Source organism: Amycolatopsis sp. NPDC114503 (genome assembly GCF_055633655.1).
The window spans coordinates 332,931-348,555 of record NZ_JBVKDT010000009.1 but is presented as its reverse complement, the minus strand read 5'-3'; the positions used below and the strand labels follow the sequence as shown (position 1 = coordinate 348,555).

Annotated in this window: 18 protein-coding genes; 12 read left to right on the top strand and 6 right to left on the bottom strand. The window is 69.5% G+C overall.

The window, feature by feature from the left end:
- Window positions 1-245 precede the first annotated feature (245 nt).
- Entirely contained in the window at window positions 246-1,424 is a 1,179-nt protein-coding gene (locus ACZ7OI_RS34955; RefSeq protein ID WP_470268346.1) for a glycosyltransferase family 2 protein, read from the top strand.
- A gap of 41 nt (window positions 1,425-1,465) precedes the next feature.
- Here ACZ7OI_RS34955 and ACZ7OI_RS34950 read toward each other — a convergent pair whose 3' ends face one another.
- From ACZ7OI_RS34950 to ACZ7OI_RS34940, 3 genes are read right to left on the bottom strand one after another with little or no spacing between them, the layout of a single operon-like run.
- Window positions 1,466-1,735 (bottom strand): HPr family phosphocarrier protein, encoded by a 270-nt coding sequence (locus ACZ7OI_RS34950; RefSeq protein WP_470268345.1) that lies wholly within the window; start codon window positions 1,733-1,735, stop codon window positions 1,466-1,468.
- Between the two features lie 28 nt (window positions 1,736-1,763).
- Window positions 1,764-3,002 (bottom strand): PTS transporter subunit EIIC, encoded by a 1,239-nt coding sequence (locus tag ACZ7OI_RS34945; protein WP_470268344.1) that lies wholly within the window; start codon window positions 3,000-3,002, stop codon window positions 1,764-1,766.
- Window positions 2,999-3,796 (bottom strand): GntR family transcriptional regulator, encoded by a 798-nt coding sequence (locus ACZ7OI_RS34940; RefSeq protein ID WP_470268343.1) that lies wholly within the window; start codon window positions 3,794-3,796, stop codon window positions 2,999-3,001. The genes ACZ7OI_RS34945 and ACZ7OI_RS34940 overlap by 4 nt, the downstream gene beginning before the upstream one ends.
- Before the next feature lie 243 nt (window positions 3,797-4,039).
- On the opposite strand from ACZ7OI_RS34940, the gene ACZ7OI_RS34935 reads away from it, so the two are divergent.
- Both ACZ7OI_RS34935 and ACZ7OI_RS34930 read left to right on the top strand, forming a co-directional pair.
- The gene (locus tag ACZ7OI_RS34935; RefSeq protein WP_344267364.1) at window positions 4,040-4,276 is read left to right on the top strand and encodes a PTS sugar transporter subunit IIB; all 237 of its coding nucleotides are present in this window, start codon (window positions 4,040-4,042) and stop codon (window positions 4,274-4,276) included.
- Window positions 4,273-4,728 (top strand): PTS sugar transporter subunit IIA, encoded by a 456-nt coding sequence (locus ACZ7OI_RS34930; protein WP_037818962.1) that lies wholly within the window; start codon window positions 4,273-4,275, stop codon window positions 4,726-4,728. Before ACZ7OI_RS34935 ends, ACZ7OI_RS34930 begins: the two co-directional genes overlap by 4 nt.
- Window positions 4,729-4,777: 49 nt before the next feature.
- Here ACZ7OI_RS34930 and ACZ7OI_RS34925 read toward each other — a convergent pair whose 3' ends face one another.
- Window positions 4,778-5,203, bottom strand: a complete 426-nt coding sequence (locus tag ACZ7OI_RS34925; protein WP_470268342.1) for a Rieske (2Fe-2S) protein — start codon at window positions 5,201-5,203, stop codon at window positions 4,778-4,780.
- A gap of 101 nt (window positions 5,204-5,304) precedes the next feature.
- Here ACZ7OI_RS34925 and ACZ7OI_RS34920 point away from each other — a divergent pair, with 101 nt between their 5' ends.
- On the top strand, window positions 5,305-5,691 hold the full coding sequence (locus tag ACZ7OI_RS34920) for a hypothetical protein (RefSeq protein ID WP_470268341.1): 387 nt from the start codon (window positions 5,305-5,307) through the stop codon (window positions 5,689-5,691).
- Here ACZ7OI_RS34920 and ACZ7OI_RS34915 read toward each other — a convergent pair.
- Window positions 5,679-6,095: a pyridoxamine 5'-phosphate oxidase family protein gene (locus ACZ7OI_RS34915; RefSeq protein WP_470268340.1), complete on the bottom strand. Its 417-nt coding sequence runs from the start codon at window positions 6,093-6,095 to the stop codon at window positions 5,679-5,681. The genes ACZ7OI_RS34920 and ACZ7OI_RS34915 overlap by 13 nt on opposite strands.
- A gap of 82 nt (window positions 6,096-6,177) precedes the next feature.
- Here ACZ7OI_RS34915 and ACZ7OI_RS34910 point away from each other — a divergent pair, with 82 nt between their 5' ends.
- The 7 genes from ACZ7OI_RS34910 (at window position 6,178) to ACZ7OI_RS34880 (ending at window position 13,901) form a co-directional block, all read left to right on the top strand.
- On the top strand, window positions 6,178-7,140 hold the full coding sequence (locus tag ACZ7OI_RS34910) for an AraC family transcriptional regulator (RefSeq protein ID WP_470268339.1): 963 nt from the start codon (window positions 6,178-6,180) through the stop codon (window positions 7,138-7,140).
- A gap of 160 nt (window positions 7,141-7,300) precedes the next feature.
- Entirely contained in the window at window positions 7,301-8,584 is a 1,284-nt protein-coding gene (locus tag ACZ7OI_RS34905) for a prepilin peptidase (RefSeq protein ID WP_470268338.1), read from the top strand.
- 49 nt (window positions 8,585-8,633) lie between these two features.
- Window positions 8,634-9,821: a chorismate synthase gene (gene aroC, locus ACZ7OI_RS34900; RefSeq protein ID WP_452079421.1), complete on the top strand. Its 1,188-nt coding sequence runs from the start codon at window positions 8,634-8,636 to the stop codon at window positions 9,819-9,821.
- On the top strand, window positions 9,818-10,375 hold the full coding sequence (locus ACZ7OI_RS34895; RefSeq protein ID WP_470268337.1) for a shikimate kinase: 558 nt from the start codon (window positions 9,818-9,820) through the stop codon (window positions 10,373-10,375). Before aroC ends, ACZ7OI_RS34895 begins: the two co-directional genes overlap by 4 nt.
- A gap of 74 nt (window positions 10,376-10,449) precedes the next feature.
- Complete coding sequence (gene aroB / locus ACZ7OI_RS34890; RefSeq protein ID WP_470268336.1) at window positions 10,450-11,565, top strand: 3-dehydroquinate synthase; 1,116 nt, start codon at window positions 10,450-10,452, stop codon at window positions 11,563-11,565.
- Window positions 11,562-11,993 carry a type II 3-dehydroquinate dehydratase gene (aroQ, locus tag ACZ7OI_RS34885; protein WP_470268335.1) on the top strand — a complete coding sequence of 144 codons (432 nt, stop codon included), beginning with the start codon at window positions 11,562-11,564 and terminating at the stop codon, window positions 11,991-11,993. The genes aroB and aroQ overlap by 4 nt, the downstream gene beginning before the upstream one ends.
- Before the next feature lie 417 nt (window positions 11,994-12,410).
- Window positions 12,411-13,901, top strand: a complete 1,491-nt coding sequence (locus ACZ7OI_RS34880) for a glycoside hydrolase family protein (protein WP_470268376.1) — start codon at window positions 12,411-12,413, stop codon at window positions 13,899-13,901.
- Here ACZ7OI_RS34880 and ACZ7OI_RS34875 read toward each other — a convergent pair.
- Window positions 13,825-14,430 carry a B-4DMT family transporter gene (locus tag ACZ7OI_RS34875; protein ID WP_470268334.1) on the bottom strand — a complete coding sequence of 202 codons (606 nt, stop codon included), beginning with the start codon at window positions 14,428-14,430 and terminating at the stop codon, window positions 13,825-13,827. The two genes, ACZ7OI_RS34880 and ACZ7OI_RS34875, sit on opposite strands and share 77 nt — an antisense overlap.
- Before the next feature lie 95 nt (window positions 14,431-14,525).
- Between ACZ7OI_RS34875 and ACZ7OI_RS34870 the strand changes: the two genes are divergently transcribed.
- Window positions 14,526-15,623, top strand: a complete 1,098-nt coding sequence (locus ACZ7OI_RS34870) for a M24 family metallopeptidase (RefSeq protein ID WP_470268333.1) — start codon at window positions 14,526-14,528, stop codon at window positions 15,621-15,623.
- Window positions 15,624-15,625 lie beyond the last annotated feature (2 nt).

Below are 15,625 nucleotides of genomic sequence, written 5' to 3'. Positions count from 1 at the left end.
AGTCGAGGTATTGCGGGACCGCGGAATTCTATTATCAATACTTGTACAATTACTCGCCGAATGGTGGAATTGTGCGCTGCTATGTATTTCATCTTACGATTTACTTCGGTGCATGCGGCGCACCGGAGACTGACGGTGGGCAACAGGAAGCCTGTGTGCGAGTTTTTGCCTGAGTTTAGATGATTTAGGCTCTGGGTGCGCGACGGGAAATATTTGTCGCGCACCCAGGCGGCAGGGGGTGAAAAATGGCGATCCCGAAGGTCAGTATTCTTATACTGGCAAAAAATGAGGCACGGTGTATTGTGCGCTGTCTTGACAGCGTAGTCGACCAGGGATTTTTCCGGGTTGTAGTAGTCGACACCGGTTCGGACGATGGAACATGCGAAATAGTCGGTCGTTATGCTTCTTTCGGTGTTGAATTAGTCGAAACGCCATGGGTGGACTCGTTTGCAGATATCAGAAATTTTGCGCTCGACCTAGTTGGCGAAGGTTGGGTGTTCTTTCTAGATGCCGACGAGTGGCTTGCGACTGGCGCGGCCTCGGATCTTCTGGCGGCCTTGGGTAGTATTCGTGCTGGAGGCTCGAGAGGTATTGCTATTGCGCCAGCCATCTTCGACGTCGACCGTAATTCGTGGGTTAAGAATGTCCCGCGAATATACCGGGCCGACGGAAAAATCAGATACCGCGGTGAGGTTCACGAATATCCGATAGTCGACAAGGCGGACGGCCTTCCAGTTAGCCTGGTTAAGGTGGATGTCACTGTAAATCATGACGGCTATGGGGATCAGGTCCGACGTATCAAAGGTAAGATCGAAAGAAACCTGTCTCTGCTGGATTTGGCGCGAGGGCGTGACCCAGGGAATCCGCGATGGCTGTACTTTACTGTGCGTGACGGCCTGTCAGTCCTCGGGCCGGACTCAATCGCCGCCGCCTGTGAGGAGCTTCTTCGAAATCGTAAAGATGAGCCGCAGGGAGGAGATATAACCGCACCAAGGGTCTATTTGCGCAGCACTCTCGCGCTGGCATGTCAAAATCTTCTATTTCACAGATTTTTCATAGAGGTCGAGAGTTACTGCTCAAAAATGGATGACCTTGATGGTGGATGCAGTCCTGATGCGTGGTACTTTCGAGGAATATCGATGTTGATGGCTGACGGCTTGACTGATCCGTCCCTTAAGAGACTGATCAGTGTGCGTAAGGAAGATAGTCTAGTTTCGAAGAGTACGGTGAGTTCGGATGGGCGCCACTTGGATGCTGTCATCGCCGAAGGCATAGCGATGCGCTACGGTGATGCAGAGGGCGACCAATATCGATCTTTATGTTTACCTTGGGAAGATTTGTTCTTCGCGTCATCCAAGTGGCGAGGGCCCGTAATGTTTTTCGGCCACTCGAAGGGTCTTGCGAAGAACTATACGGCCCGCTGAATGGAGAGAACTGTCAATTCTCCCCATTCAGCAGATGGCAATTAGCCTGCGTCTAGATCGGTGGCGACCAGCTCGGCGACGGCCTCGACCGCCGCCTCGGCGCCTTCTCCTTCGGCGCTGATGACGACCTCGTCGCCGTACGCGGCGGCGAGGGTCATCAGGTTGAGGACGCTGCCGGCGGCCACCGGGTCGCCGCCGTTCTTGGCGATCTGCACCGCCACGGGCTGGGCCGCGGCCGCCTTGGCGACCAGGGCAGCCGGGCGGGCGTGCAGCCCCACCTTGCTGGCCACGGTGACGCGTTTCTCCGGCATGGTGTACCTCTCTTGCTTTTCTCGGGTGTTACTTCGCGGCCGTGCGCTCGAGGTCGGCCTCGACCGAATCGTCCTCGCGGCCCGGCGTGCGCAGGTTGAACTTGGTGATCACGAAGCGGAACACCACGTAGTAGATCACGGCGAGGACGAGCCCGATCGGGATCAGCAGCCACGCCTTGTGCGCGGTGTCCAGCGACGAGTTCAGCGCGAAGTCGATCGCGCCGCCGGAGAACGAGAAGCCGAGCTTGATGCCCAGCGCGTTGCAGACCGCGAGCGAGATGCCGGTCATCACCGCGTGGAAGATGTACAGCGGCCACGCGACGAACATGAACGCGAATTCGATCGGCTCGGTGACGCCGGTGACGAAGGCGGTCAGCGCGGCCGAGATCATGATGCTGCCGACGAGCTTGCGCTGCGCGGGACGCGCGGTGTGCACGATGGCGAACGCCGCGGCCGGGAGGGCGAACATCATGATCGGGAAGAACCCGGTCATGAAGGAACCGGAGCCCTGCACGTGGTTGAAGAAGTTCGTCAGGTCGCCGCCGCCGAAGATGAACCACACCGGCACGTTCAGCAGCTGGTGCAGGCCGATCGGGATGAGCAGGCGGTTGAGCAGGCCGTAGATCCCGCCGCCGAGGACCGGCGAGCCGACGACGGCCTTGCCCGCCGAGGTGATCGCCTCGTCGACGTACTTGAACAGCAGGCCGAAGACGACGCCGAGCACGATCATCGCCAGCGCGGTGATGATCGGCACGAACCGGCGGCCGCCGAAGAAGGCCAGCCAGGACGGCAGCTTGATGCGGTGGTAGCGCTGCCACAGCAGGGCCGCCACGATGCCGGACACGATGCCGGTCAGCACGCTGTAGGGCCAGTGGATCGGCGCGAGGTCCCAGCCGGGCTTGTAGCCCTGCTGGCTCTTGATCGGGGCGATCGCCTGGATCACCTTGTTGAACACGACCCAGCCAATGACGGCCGCGACGGCGGTCGACCCGTCGCCCTTGCGGGCGAAACCGACCGCGATGCCGATCGCGAAGATCAGCGGCAGCCAGTCGAAGATGCCACCGCCCGCCGCGCCGATCACGTCGGCGGCCTTGCCCCAGTTCAGGCCGTCCTTGCCGAGGACGTCGGGCTGGCCGAGCCGGTTCAGCAGACCGGCCGCGGGCAGCGTGGCGATCGGCAGCATGAGGCTGCGGCCGAAGCGCTGCAGCCCGGCAAGGCCGCCGCCCTTCTTCTTTCCGCTAGCCCCAGCCGCGGTGGTGGCGCTCATCGGATACCTCCATTGTGGGGTTGGTCGCCGGAACTCGGGGCGTTCCGGTCCAGCTGCATGGTCACCTGGTAGTGGTCGCCCCGGTACCAGGACGTCATGTCCTCGACCGGTTCGCCGCCGGAGCTGGAAACCCGGCGGAACACCAGGAGCGGACTGCCGGTGCGCATGCCGAGCAAGCGCGCCGTTTCGCGGTCCGCGGATTCGGCCCACACCGTCTGGTACGCCTGGTCCGGACGGCGCGAGAACGCGTCGGCCAGCTGGGCGTAGAGCGAACGGGTCAGGTCGAGGTCGAGCAGGCCGGGGGTCCGGCCCGCGTGGTACCAGCCGCGTTCCACGGCCAGCGGGACGCCGTCGGCGCGCCGCAGCCGCACGAGCCGATGCGCCGCCACGCCCTCGGACAGGCCGAGTGCGCGCGCCGAAGTCACCGGCGGGACCTCGGTCGAGGTCGAGATCACTTCGGTGGTCGGGGTGAGCCCGCGCCGGCGCATGTCGTCGGTGAACGACATCAGGTACACCTGCAGTTCCATCCGCCGGGCGGCGGTGAAGGTGCCCTTGCCCCTGACCCGGGCCAGCAGTCCTTCCTCGACGAGCTTCCCGATCGCCGAGCGGACGGTGAGCCTCGAGACGCCGTAGTGCTGCGCGAGCTCTCGCTCGGAGGGGATCGGCGAACCCGGCGGGAGCTCGCGCTCCACCAGGCGGCGCAGGATCTCCCGCAGCTGGGCGTGCTTCGGGGTCGGCCCGTTCACCACGCGCTCGGCGGGGTCGGACGGCGGAATGTGCGCGGCCGCACTCATCTCGGTGTCACCCTCCCTCGCTTCGCGCACCGGGGCCGGTGCTCGCGTCCGCGCCGGAAGATTGGTACGTTCCGGTCTAGACCAATGATCTGATGGGGCAGGATGCTCCGCAGCGCGAGCAGGTGTCAACCACCGTTATCCGTTCGTGGCCGGGCTCGCCGGGCAAGGCGGCAAACGGCGTAGTAATGGTGGCGGAGCGCACCTGTTCCAGGTGGAAAACCAACGGGATACGAGGAGGCCGCGATGGCGGATGACAGGCCGGAAAAGATTCTCGCGGCGCTCGGCGGCGCGGACAACGTCATCGAGATCGAGGGCTGCATCACGCGGCTGCGGTGCGAGCTCGAGGACATGTCCCTCGTGGACGAACCCGCGCTGAAGTCGGCCGGTGCGATGGGCGTCGTGAAGATGGGCTCGGCGGTCCAGGTCATCGTCGGGCCGGAGGCGGACACCATCGCCAGCGACATCGAGGACTTGATGTGAGCCTGCCGATCCTGAGCCCGGTCGCGGGCGAGGTCGTCGCGATCACCGAGGTGCCGGACCCGGTGTTCGCCGAGGCGATGGTCGGCCCCGGCATCGCGGTCAAGCCGTCCGGCGGCCGCGCCGACGCGGTCGCGCCGGTCGACGGGACCGTGGTGACGCTGCACCCGCACGCGTACGTCGTGGCCACTGAGGACGGCCGCGCGGTGCTCGTGCACCTCGGCATCGACACGGTCAAGGAAAAGGGCGAGGGGTTCACCCTGCACGTCGTCAAGGGCGAGAAGGTGCGGGCCGGCCAGCCGATCGTGGGCTGGGACCCCGAGGCGGTCGCCGCCAAGGGCTACTCGCCGATCGTCCCGGTCGTCGGCCTCGACGCGTCCGCCGACGTGCTCGCCGGCCTCGAAGGCGGGCGCACGGTCGCCGCCGGCGACGAGTTGTTCACCTGGAACGATTGATCACCGGTGCCCTTTGTGGACAGTGAATGTCCACAAAGGGCGATCCCGGTCACGCCGTGACGACCTCGCCGTTCTCGATCTTCACGGCCACTTTGGACAGCGGCTGGCTCGCCGGCCCCTGCTTCACCGCGCCGGTCAGCGCGTCGAACACCGAGCCGTGGCACGGACAGCTCGCCTGACCGTTCTGCGGCGGGTTCACCGTGCAGCCCTGGTGCGTGCAGACGGCGCTGAAACACACGACCGTCCCCGCTGACGGCTGCGCCACGAGCACTTCTTGCCCGTCCGGCGTTTTCGCGGATTTCGCTTGGCCCACCGGCACTTCCGCCAGCGTGATCACCTTCCCGCCCTCCTTCGGCGCGGCTTGTCCGGTCCCGCTGCCGCCGCTCCCGCAGGCGGCGAGAGCGACGGCGGCGGTCCCTGCGACGGCCGCCCCAGAGGCGAGTACGGAGCGGCGGGAATGAAGTTCGGCAGTCATGCCTTGTGCAACGAATCGGGACCGTCCGGGTTGCCGGTGAACCGCCGTCCTCGCCCGTGCGTGTAGTCCGTATCCGGCATTCCGCACGGAAGGAGACGCCCATGGTGACCACCTGGATGCGCGTGCTGGGCGCGGCGGGCCTGGCCGGCTCGGCGGCGATCCACTTCTACCTGTACTGGGGCAGCGGCTACGCGGACATCCCCGTGGTCGGGCCGCTCTTTCTGGTGAACGGCATCGCCGGTCTGGCGATCGCCGTCGCGCTGCTCGCCTGGCGGCACTGGCTGCCGGCGTTCTTCACGCTGGGCTTCGGCGGCGTGACGCTGCTGGCCTACCTGCTGTCGGTGACGGTGGGCTTCTACGGCGTGCACGACCAGTTCAACAGCCAGTACGAGTACTGGGGCGTGCTCTCCGAAGCGGTCTGCGTGATCTGCGGCCTGGTGCTGCTGGTGCAGGCGATCCGCGCGCGGCGGACGGCTCAGAACGCGTAGCGGTGCACCTTGTCCGGGTGGATGACGACCCGGACCTGGGGGAGGTCCTGCAGGATTTTCGCTCCTGCCTGGCCTTCCGGGGTGCTGAGGTCCCAGTACCGCCCGGCGAGCCTGCGGGCGAGATCGTGCCCGCCGTCGGCCTCGATCGTGACGCGCCCGGCGACGGACACCCAGCGCTCGCTTTCCCCGACCGGCGCCGCGACGACGATCGACGCGCGCGGGTCCTCGCGCAACTGGCGGATCTTGGCCGAATCCGGGGCGGTGAACAGCTGGATCGTGCCCTCGTCGGTGGCCTCGAACCACACCGGCCGAGGCTGCGGCGGCCGCGGCCCGGCGGCGACGGTCAGGAAGCCGTGCAGGGGACGGCGGAGGAATTCGAGATCATGGTCGGTGAGGGTGCTCATGGCTTCGATTCAACCGGGCTTGCTCGGACGATCCCATAGGCGATACGCCGGATTGCCTGTCTATTCGTCTAACCTCGGGGGAGTGGACGCGTTCAGCGATTTGATCCGAGGTGTCCGGGCGCACGGCTCGCTGTTCGGCTGCTCGGCCCTGTCCGCGCCGTGGTCGCTGCGGTTCGTGGAGGGTCCCCCGCTGACCCTGTGCACGCTGCTGAGCGGCGAAGGCTGGGTCGTGCCGGAAGACCATCCGCCGGAGCTGTTGCGTGCCCGCGAGACCATCCTGGTCCGCGGCCCGTTCTCCTTCGTGGACCGCCTGGACACCTCCGCCGTCCCGGTCGAATGCGGCGAGTTCTGCGCCACTCCCGATCAGGGCGGCACCCAGCACCACCTGGGCTGGAACGACCCGTTCCACGGCGAAACCAACCTGATCGTCGGCGCGTATCCGGTCCGGAGCCGCAGCCGGATGTCCGCTTTGCTGGATGCGCTGCCGGTCGTCGTCCGGCCGCCTTCCTCGGCCGAGGAAGATCCCGTGCTGCACCATCTGGCGGCCGAACTGGCCGTCGACGCGCCGGGACAGCAGGTCGTCCTGGACCGTCTGCTGGACTGGATGCTGGTCTGCATCCTGCGCGACTGGTTCGACCGTCCGGGCGGCTCGCCCCCGCGGTGGTGGGCGGCCCAACGGGACCCGGTGGTGGGCGCGGCTCTGCGGTTGCTGCACGCGGATCCGGCAGCCCCGTGGACGGTCGTCACGCTGGCCGCCCGGACCGGGGTTTCGCGGTCCACCTTGGCCAAGCGCTTCGCGGATCTGGTGGGGGAGCCGCCGATGGCGTACCTGACCCGCTGGCGGATGACTCTGGCCGCGGATCTCCTGGCGGAACAGCCGTCGATGCCGATCGCGGAGGTGGCCCGGGCGGCGGGGTACTCGGACGCGTTCGGGTTCAGCTCGGCTTTCAAGCGGGTGCGCGGGGTCAATCCGACTGAGCACCGCCGGGCTTTTCTTGCTGAGGATCTCGCTGAGGACGGGGTTCTGGCTTCTTCCCGCCGCTGAATTCCGCCTCCGTTGCTGGGGCCGAAGCGTTGGCGACGATCCGGGTACTGCGCCGTTTCTGCCTCCGTCGAGTGAATCTTCCGGCGTGTCGCGCACGAGGGGTCCCCTCGCGCCCCGATCTGTTTGCCCTGGTCGAAGCCCTGGCGGCAGGCTGGTTCGCATGGTCCTGACAGCAGTGCTCGCAGCCGGGGCGGTGGTCCCCGTGCTGCTGGCGATGATGAAGAAAGCCGACGCTCCGGTGTCGGCCGTGCTCGGCCTGACGGTTGCTGTCGCGGCAGCCGCAGTGGCAGCCGCGCGTGCCGAGGCAGGCGCGCTCCCGGCTTGGTGGTTGCCGGTGGCGTGGCTGGTTTCGGTGCTCGGCGTACCCCTCGCGCTGGCCGATGCCCGATACCGCCGCCTGCCGGACATCCTCACTCTGCCCGCTTATCCCGCTGTCGCCCTGACACTCACGCTCGCCGCCCTCAGCGGCGGAGGATGGCGACTGGCCGCCGGAGCCGTTCTGGGCTTCCTCCTGTTCGGCGGCACGCACCTGATCGTGCACCGATTGTCGGCAGGCGGTCTCGGTCCCGGAGACGTCAAACTGGCCGGATCTTTCGGTGCTGTGCTGGGCGCGATCGGCGGACTGGCCCCGGCCGTGGCGGCCGTCCTCGCGGCGATGGTGAGCTTGGCGGGCGTGGTGCCGATGTGGTTGATGCGGCGAATCCGCGAGTCCCGGGCTTCTGCCCGGTGGCCGTCCCCTCAACCCGGCCAGGTTTCACCCGCCCGCGTCGCCGTCCGATCCCTTGGAGAACTCCGCCAGCCCACTCCGGACCAACCCGGCTCCACGCCTCAGCCGATTGCTTCTGCCCAGCCATCCGCGCCGACAGCCGCTGCCTCCGCGCCCGCCGACGTCACGCTCCTGCCGACCGTCCGGGCTCCCGCGCCGACGGTCACTGTCCCCACGCCAACCGTCCCGGCACCGCCAACCGCTCCGGCTCGTCTGCCAAGGGCTGCTGCACCCACGCCAACTGTCCCAGGGCCGCCGACAGGCCCGGCTCCTGTGCCGATGGCCGCCGCCTCCACACGAGCCGTCCCGGCACCGCCGATGGGTCCGGCTCCTGTGCCGATGGCCACCGCTCCCACGCCAACCGTCCCGGCTCGTGTGCCAAAGGCCGCTGCTCCTACGCCAACCGCCCCGGCAGCCCCCGAACCTTCACCACCCGACGTCACCCTCCTGCCAAGCGTCCCGACTCCCGAGCCGACGGCCACCGCCCCCAACCCACCCGCTCCCGCCTCGCCAACAGACCCGACTCCCGCCCCGACAGCCGAAGCCCCCTCACCGCCGTCAGCCCCCGCCCGCTCCCGAATCCGAGCCGGCCCCCTCCGCGTCCCCTACGGTCCCGGCCTGGTTCTGGCCACCTGGGCGTGCGCGGTCTTCCCAGCCGCTGGAACGGGCATCACCTGAGGCCAGGGGCTCTGCCGGGCCTTCGGACCGGCCGTGACAGGATTGTCCGGTGCTGCGCTGGATCACCGCTGGAGAATCGCACGGACCCGCCCTCGCCGCTGTGCTCGAGGGGCTGCCTGCCGGGGTGGAGGTGACGACCTCGGACCTCTCCGCGCAGCTCGCGCGGCGCCGGCTCGGGTTCGGCCGCAGCCCGCGGATGGGCTTCGAGACCGACCAGGTCCAGTTCCTCGGCGGGGTCCGCCACGGGGTCAGCCAGGGCGGCCCGATCGCCGTCCAGATCGAGAACGCCGAGTGGCCCAAGTGGGAGAAGGTCATGGCGGCCGATCCGGTCGACGAGGCCGAGCTCGCCGGGCTCGCCCGCAACGAGCCGCTGACCCGTCCCCGCCCGGGGCACGCCGACCTGCCCGGCATGCAGAAGTACGGCTTCGACGAGGCCCGTCCCGTTCTGGAGCGCGCCAGCGCCCGCGAGACGGCTTCGCGGACCGCGCTCGGCACCGTCGCGCGGAACTTCCTGCGGCAGCTGCTCGGGGCCGAGGTGCTGAGCCATGTCGTCTCGATCGGCGGCGCCGACGCGCCCGACGGCCCGCTTCCGCAGCCGGGCGACCTCGCGGCGATCGACGAGAGCCCGGTGCGGGCGTTCTCGGCCGAGGGGACCGAGGCGATGGTCGCCGAGGTCGACGCGGTGCGGAAGGCCGGCGACACCGTCGGCGGCGTGATCGAGGTGATCGTCTACGGCCTGCCGCCGGGCCTCGGCTCGCACGTGCACTGGGACCGGCGTCTCGACGCGCGGCTCGCCGGCGCGCTGATGGGCGTCCAGGCGATGAAGGGCGTCGAGGTCGGCGACGGCTTCACCACCGCCCGCCGCTGGGGCAGCCAGGCGCACGACGAGATCGACCGCGGCACCGGGCCGGTCGGCGTCACGCGCCGGTCGAACCGCGCGGGCGGGCTCGAAGGCGGCATCACCAACGGCGAACCGCTGCGGGTGCGCGTCGCGATGAAGCCGATCTCGACCGTGCCCAAGGCACTGTCCACAGTGGACGTCCGGACCGGCGAGCCGGCCGTGGCGATCCACCAGCGCTCCGACGTGTGCGCGGTGCCGCGCGCCGGCGTGGTGCTGGAGTCGGTCGTGGCGCTGGTCGTCGCGGACGCGGCGCTGGAGAAGTTCGGCGGCGACTCGCTGGCCGAGACCCGGCGCAACGCGCAGGCGTACCTGAAGGCGCTCGAGGAGCGCTGGTGAGCCCGCGCGCGGTCGTCGTCGGACCGCCGGGCTCCGGCAAGAGCACGGTCGGCCCGCTGCTGGCCGCCGCGCTCGGCGTGACCTTCCGCGACACCGACGACGACATCGTCGCCCGCGCCGGACGCGCCATCTCGGACATCTTCGCCGACGACGGCGAACCCGCGTTCCGTGCGATCGAGGCGGAAGCGGTCGCCACGGCACTCGCCGAACACGACGGCGTGCTCTCCCTCGGCGGCGGCGCCCCGCTCACCCCGGGCACCCGGGAGCGGCTTCAGGACCACACGGTGATCTTCCTGAACGTCGGGCTCGCCGCCGGCGTCCAGCGCACCGGGATGTCCAGCGCCCGCCCGCTGCTCGCGGGCATCAACCCGCGCGCGACCTTCAAAGCCCTGCTCGACCAGCGGCTGCCGGTGTACCGCGAGGTGGCGACCGTCGAGATCGAGACCGACAAGCGGACGCCCGAAGAGGTCGTCGCGGCCGCTGTCGCCGCCCTCGAACCCGACCGGCCGCCCGCGCCCGCTCAAGTCCGTGAGGGGAACCCTCAGGAACTCTGAGTCCCTGAGGGTTCCCCTCACGGACCGCAAACCCCGCTCCAGGACCGCCGGGTCCGGGAGCAGTGAGGAGAACCGTGTCCGCCACCCAGCCCGTCCGGATCCGGGTCGCCACCGCGCAGCCGTACGACGTGCTCGTGGGCCGCGGCCTGCTCGGCGAACTCACCGAGCAGCTCGCCGACGCGTCGAAGGTCGCGCTGATCCACCCGCCGACGCTCACCGCCACCGCCGAGGCCGTCCGCGACGAGCTGGCCGCGGCCGGGCTCGACGCGCACCGCGTCGAGATTCCCGACGCGGAGGACGGCAAAGCGTTCTCCGTCGCCAGTTTCTGCTGGGAAGTCCTCGGCCGGATCGGCCTGGACCGGCGCGGCGTGGTCGTCGCGCTCGGCGGCGGGGCGGTCACCGACCTCGCCGGGTTCGTCGCGGGCACCTGGATGCGCGGCGTCCGGCTGGTGAACGTGCCGACGACGCTGCTCGGCATGGTCGACGCGGCGGTCGGCGGGAAGACCGGGATCAACACCGAAGCGGGCAAGAACCTCGTCGGCGTCTTCCACGAGCCCTCCGCCGTCCTGGTCGACCTCGCGACGCTGGAATCCTTGCCGCGCAACGAACTCGTCGCCGGAATGGCCGAGATCGTCAAGACCGGCTTCATCGCCGACCCCCGGATCCTCGAGCTGATCGAGGCCGATCCGGCACAAGCGCTCGACCCGGCGGGCGACGTGCTCGCCGAGCTGGTCCGCCGCTCGATCCAGGTGAAGGCCGACGTCGTCGCGGCCGACCTGCGCGAGTCGGACCTGCGCGAGATCCTCAACTACGGCCACACCCTCGGCCACGCCATCGAACGCCGCGAGCGCTACCGCTGGCGCCACGGCGCGGCGGTCAGCGTCGGCCTGGTGTTCGCCGCGGAGTTGGCCCGTCTCGCCGGCCGCCTCGACGACGCCACCGCCGACCGGCACGCCTCCGTCCTCGAACTGATCGGCCTGCCCACCAAGTACGACGCGGACGCGCTCGGGCAGCTGATGGAAAGCATGAAGGGCGACAAGAAAACCCGCTCCGGCGTACTGCGCTTCGTCGTCCTCGACGGGCTGGGCAAACCCGGCAGGCTGGAAGGCCCGGACCCGTCCCTGCTCGCCGCCGCGTACTCGGCGATCGCGGCCGAGGCCCCGGAAAACGGCGGGAGCGTGCTGCTGTGAAAACGTTCGTGTTCAACGGCCCCAACCTCGGCCGCCTTGGCAAACGCGAACCGGCCGTCTACGGCTCGACTACGCACGACGACCTCGCGCAACTGTGCGTCGCGACCGGCCGGGAACTGGGCCTCGACGTCGAGGTGCGGCAGACCGACCACGAGGGCGAGATGGTCGGCTGGCTGCACGAGGCCGCCGACGCGGGCGCGCCGGTCGTGCTGAACGCCGGAGCGTGGACGCACTACTCGATCGCCGTCCGCGACGCCGCCGCCCAGCTCACCGCTCCGCTGATCGAGCTGCACATCAGCAACGTGCACAAGCGCGAGGAATTCCGGCACCACAGCGTGCTTTCGGACGTCGCGACCGGGGTGATCGTCGGTCTCGGGGTGGACGGTTACGCGCTCGCGTTGCGCTGGGTTGCCGCGCATCCGTCCTGACCTGGTGCTCGGAAGGCAAGCTCGCCGCCAGCCGGGCGATTTCGGCGGCACGGCGCGCTTTCCGACATCGTCGACTGGTGTGTTCGCCGGTCTCAGGACGGGCAGTTACCCGCTCGCGCTGCGTCGGATCGCCGCGCACCCGGCCTGACCTGGCACCGAAACAGCAAGACTCGCGCTTGCCAGGCCGTGGACGGGCGTTTTCGGCACCACAGCGCGCTTTCCGCCCTCCCGACCGGTGCGATCGCCAGTCGCGAGGGCGGACGGCCGAACCACCGCAGGCACCGCGAAGCAAGCCCCCGGTAAACCCGCCGCCTGACCGGCCGATGCTCGACGTGGTTCACCCATCCGGTGCCGCTGTCGCTACACTCGGCGATCATGCACCCGTTTCGTCGTGGGGGTCGGCGACCCGTGCGTCAGCTGCTCTCGCTGCTGATCGCCGGATCTCTTGTTTCCGGGTGCAGCCAGACGATGGCCCAGCCGCAAGCCGAGGGCACCGACCACGGCGGCATCGCGGGCGGCGCACCGCAAGCCCCCAAGGATCCGCCTCGTGCGGCGGACGTTGCGCTCACCGCGGGAGCCAGTCGCGCGAGCGGGGGCGTGGTCGCCGCCGGGGCCGTGGACGCGTCCTACAACTACGGCCCCACCGTGATGGTCGAGAACGGCCGCACCCGGATCTGGTGGTGCAGCCAGTACAGCAGCGCTCCGCCGCCGGGCGACGACATCCTCTACGCCGAGGGTCCCTCGGCCGACGGACCCTTCACCGGACCGGGTGGGACCCCGCCGCCCGCGGTCCTGTCCGGCGCGCCCGGCAACTTCGACGGCATGCACACCTGCGACCCGTCGGTGCTGCGCGTCGGCGGCACGTACTTCCTGTACTACACCGGCGCCGCCGGCGATCACGCGCTCGGCAACGCGATCGGCATGGCCACGAGCCCGGACGGCATCCACTGGACCCGTTCGAACGGCGGCAAACCGATCCTCGGGGCGTCCCACGACGTCCACCGCGCCAACGTCTACGGCGCCGGCCAGCCCTCGGTGGTCTTCCTCGACGGCTGGTACTACCTGATGTTCACCGACACCACCGGCCGCGCGGCGGGCTGGAACGGGGCGGGCCAGTTCGTGATCCGGGCGCACGACCCGGCGTTCCGCGAAGGCGTGGAAGCGTTGGGGGAGAAGGGATTCGAGCCCACCGCGACGACTGCCGCGCCGCGGACCCGTTCGGTGGTCGACGCGTTCAGCGTGGACCTGGAGTGGGTCGGCGCGCTCGACGCCTTCGCCATCGCGCACGAGACCGCCGACGGAACCACGATCACTTTCTGGGACCGCGATTTCACGATGCAGCCGTACAAACCGGTCGTGATCCCGGGCGCGTGGAAGGAAGGCCCCGGCCTCGTCCGCCGTCCCGACGGGCACGCGCCGACGTCGGTCAGCGATCCGTGCGATCTGGTCTCGCTGGATGTCGTGCGAGCCACGGAGATCGGGCCAGCGGGCGCGCCGACCGGGCTGAAGCATTTCGGGCTCGACGTGAAGGGCGCGGGCGGCTGTTCGACCTCGTCGCGCAGCACCGCGACCTTCGACGGCGTCGCGATGCCGTCGCCGGACCGCATGATCGACCTCTACCGGCGCGGCGAACGCATCCGCATCGACCGTCGTTCAGTCGCCTCGGTGCTCGCCGGGGAGCTGGTCGACCGGCCGCTCCCGCAGGTGCCGGAAGTGCCGGTGAAGACCCGTCTGCGCTCCGGGGCGACCGTCGTGCACTCGTACGGCCGCGGCTACGGCATGGTGCTCGACGGCCAGCTTTACGGCCTGCCGGACACGACGATCGTGTCGCTCAACGGTTCCGGGGTGCAGGAGATCGACCCGCAACAGTGGGACGGCGCCGCGCGCGGTTTGCCGCTGGGCGGCTGACCGGCGAAGGCTTCGGGGCGCGCGGGGTCGGGCTCGGCGGGAGTTCGAGTTCGCCGGAGCGGCTGCCGGTGCCGTCTTCGTCCTCGTCGTCCGGCTCCGGGACGGATCCGGACGAGTCATCTTCGTCGGAAGACGCCGGACGCCGGATCCGGCCGCCGACGAACAATCCCAGCCCGGCGGGCACCAGCACGAGCAGCGCGGAGAACGCCGCCCCGCCGGTGAGCGCGGCTCCCAGCTCGGAAACCCCGGTCTGGTCGACGAAAATCGCCCGCCCGATCACGTACAGGATGCCCGAGACCACGCCCGCGACCAGGGCGGCGATGAACCACGCGCGCCCTCTGTCGCGCAGGCCGCGCCAGCCGTCGATCGCGCTCCACAGCGCCGCCAGGCCGACCAGTACGGCGATGGTGAGCGACGTGAACAGCGTCTGGCCGGTCGGGTGGAACACGGACCACTTGGCGAGCAGCGTCATCGCGGCGGCGTGCACGACCGCCATGACCAGCCCGCGCGTCAACCAGGCACCCAGCATGGACGGAGTGTAGGCGCGCCGAAGTTAACCGCCAGTAGGCCGTCCTCGAACCGCGGCCGAAGCGAAGCCCGGAAGCCGCTGGTTAAGCTGGCCGGGTGCCGGAAATCCACGCTCACCGCCGTGCCTCGCTCGCCGCCCTGCTCCACGAGAACGGGGTCGACGCGCTGCTGGTCACCGATCTGCTCAACATCCGCTACCTGACCGGGTTCACCGGGTCGAACGCCGCGCTGCTGCTGCACGCCGGCGGCGACGCGAAGACCCTGTTCTGCACCGACGGGCGCTACACGACCCAGTCGGCGTCGGAGGTGCCCGACCTGGAACGCGTGCTCGACCGCGCCAGCGCCCGCGCGCTCGCGGCCCACGCGGGGAGCCGCCTCTCGGACTACGGCCGGACCGGGTTCGAGAGCCAGCACGTGAGCGTCGAGGAGCACGAGAACCTCAAGGTGCCCTTCGACCGCGTCGAGCTGATCCGCACGCCAGGGCTGACCGAGCAGCTGCGGGCGGTCAAGGACGAGGTCGAGATCGCCGCCCTGCGCGCCGCGTGCGCCGCCGCCGACCGCGCGCTGGCCGACCTGATCGAGGCCGGGGGAGTCCGGCCGGGCCGGACCGAGCTGGAAGTGGCCCGCGACCTGGAGAACCGAATGCTGGAGCACGGTTCGTCCGGGATCTCGTTCGAATCCATCGTCGCCGCCGGGCCGAATTCGGCGATCCCGCACCACCGCCCGACCGGGGCCGAGCTGAGCCGCGGCGACTTCGTCAAGTTCGACTTCGGCGCCACGGTCGACGGCTACCACTCGGACATGACCCGCATGGTCGTCATCGGCGAGCCCGCGGACTGGCAGCGCGAGATCTACGACCTGGTGCACCGGGCGCAGGCGGCGGGCTGCGAGGCGGTCCTCCCCGGCGCTGTGGTGTCCGAAGTGGACGCCGCGGCCCGGTCGGTGATCGCCGGTGCCGGGTACGGCGAGCAGTTCGCGCACGGTCTCGGCCACGGCGTCGGGCTGGAAGTGCATGAGGCACCGAGTCTCGCCGCGGCGGGCGTCGGTACACTGTCCGCCGGTATGGCGGTCACCGTCGAGCCCGGCGTGTACCTCGCGGGGCGCGGTGGCGTGCGCATCGAGGACACGCTCGTCGTGCGGGACTCCGGACCCGAACTCCTCACCCTGAGCACCAAGGACCTCGTGGCCGTCTGACG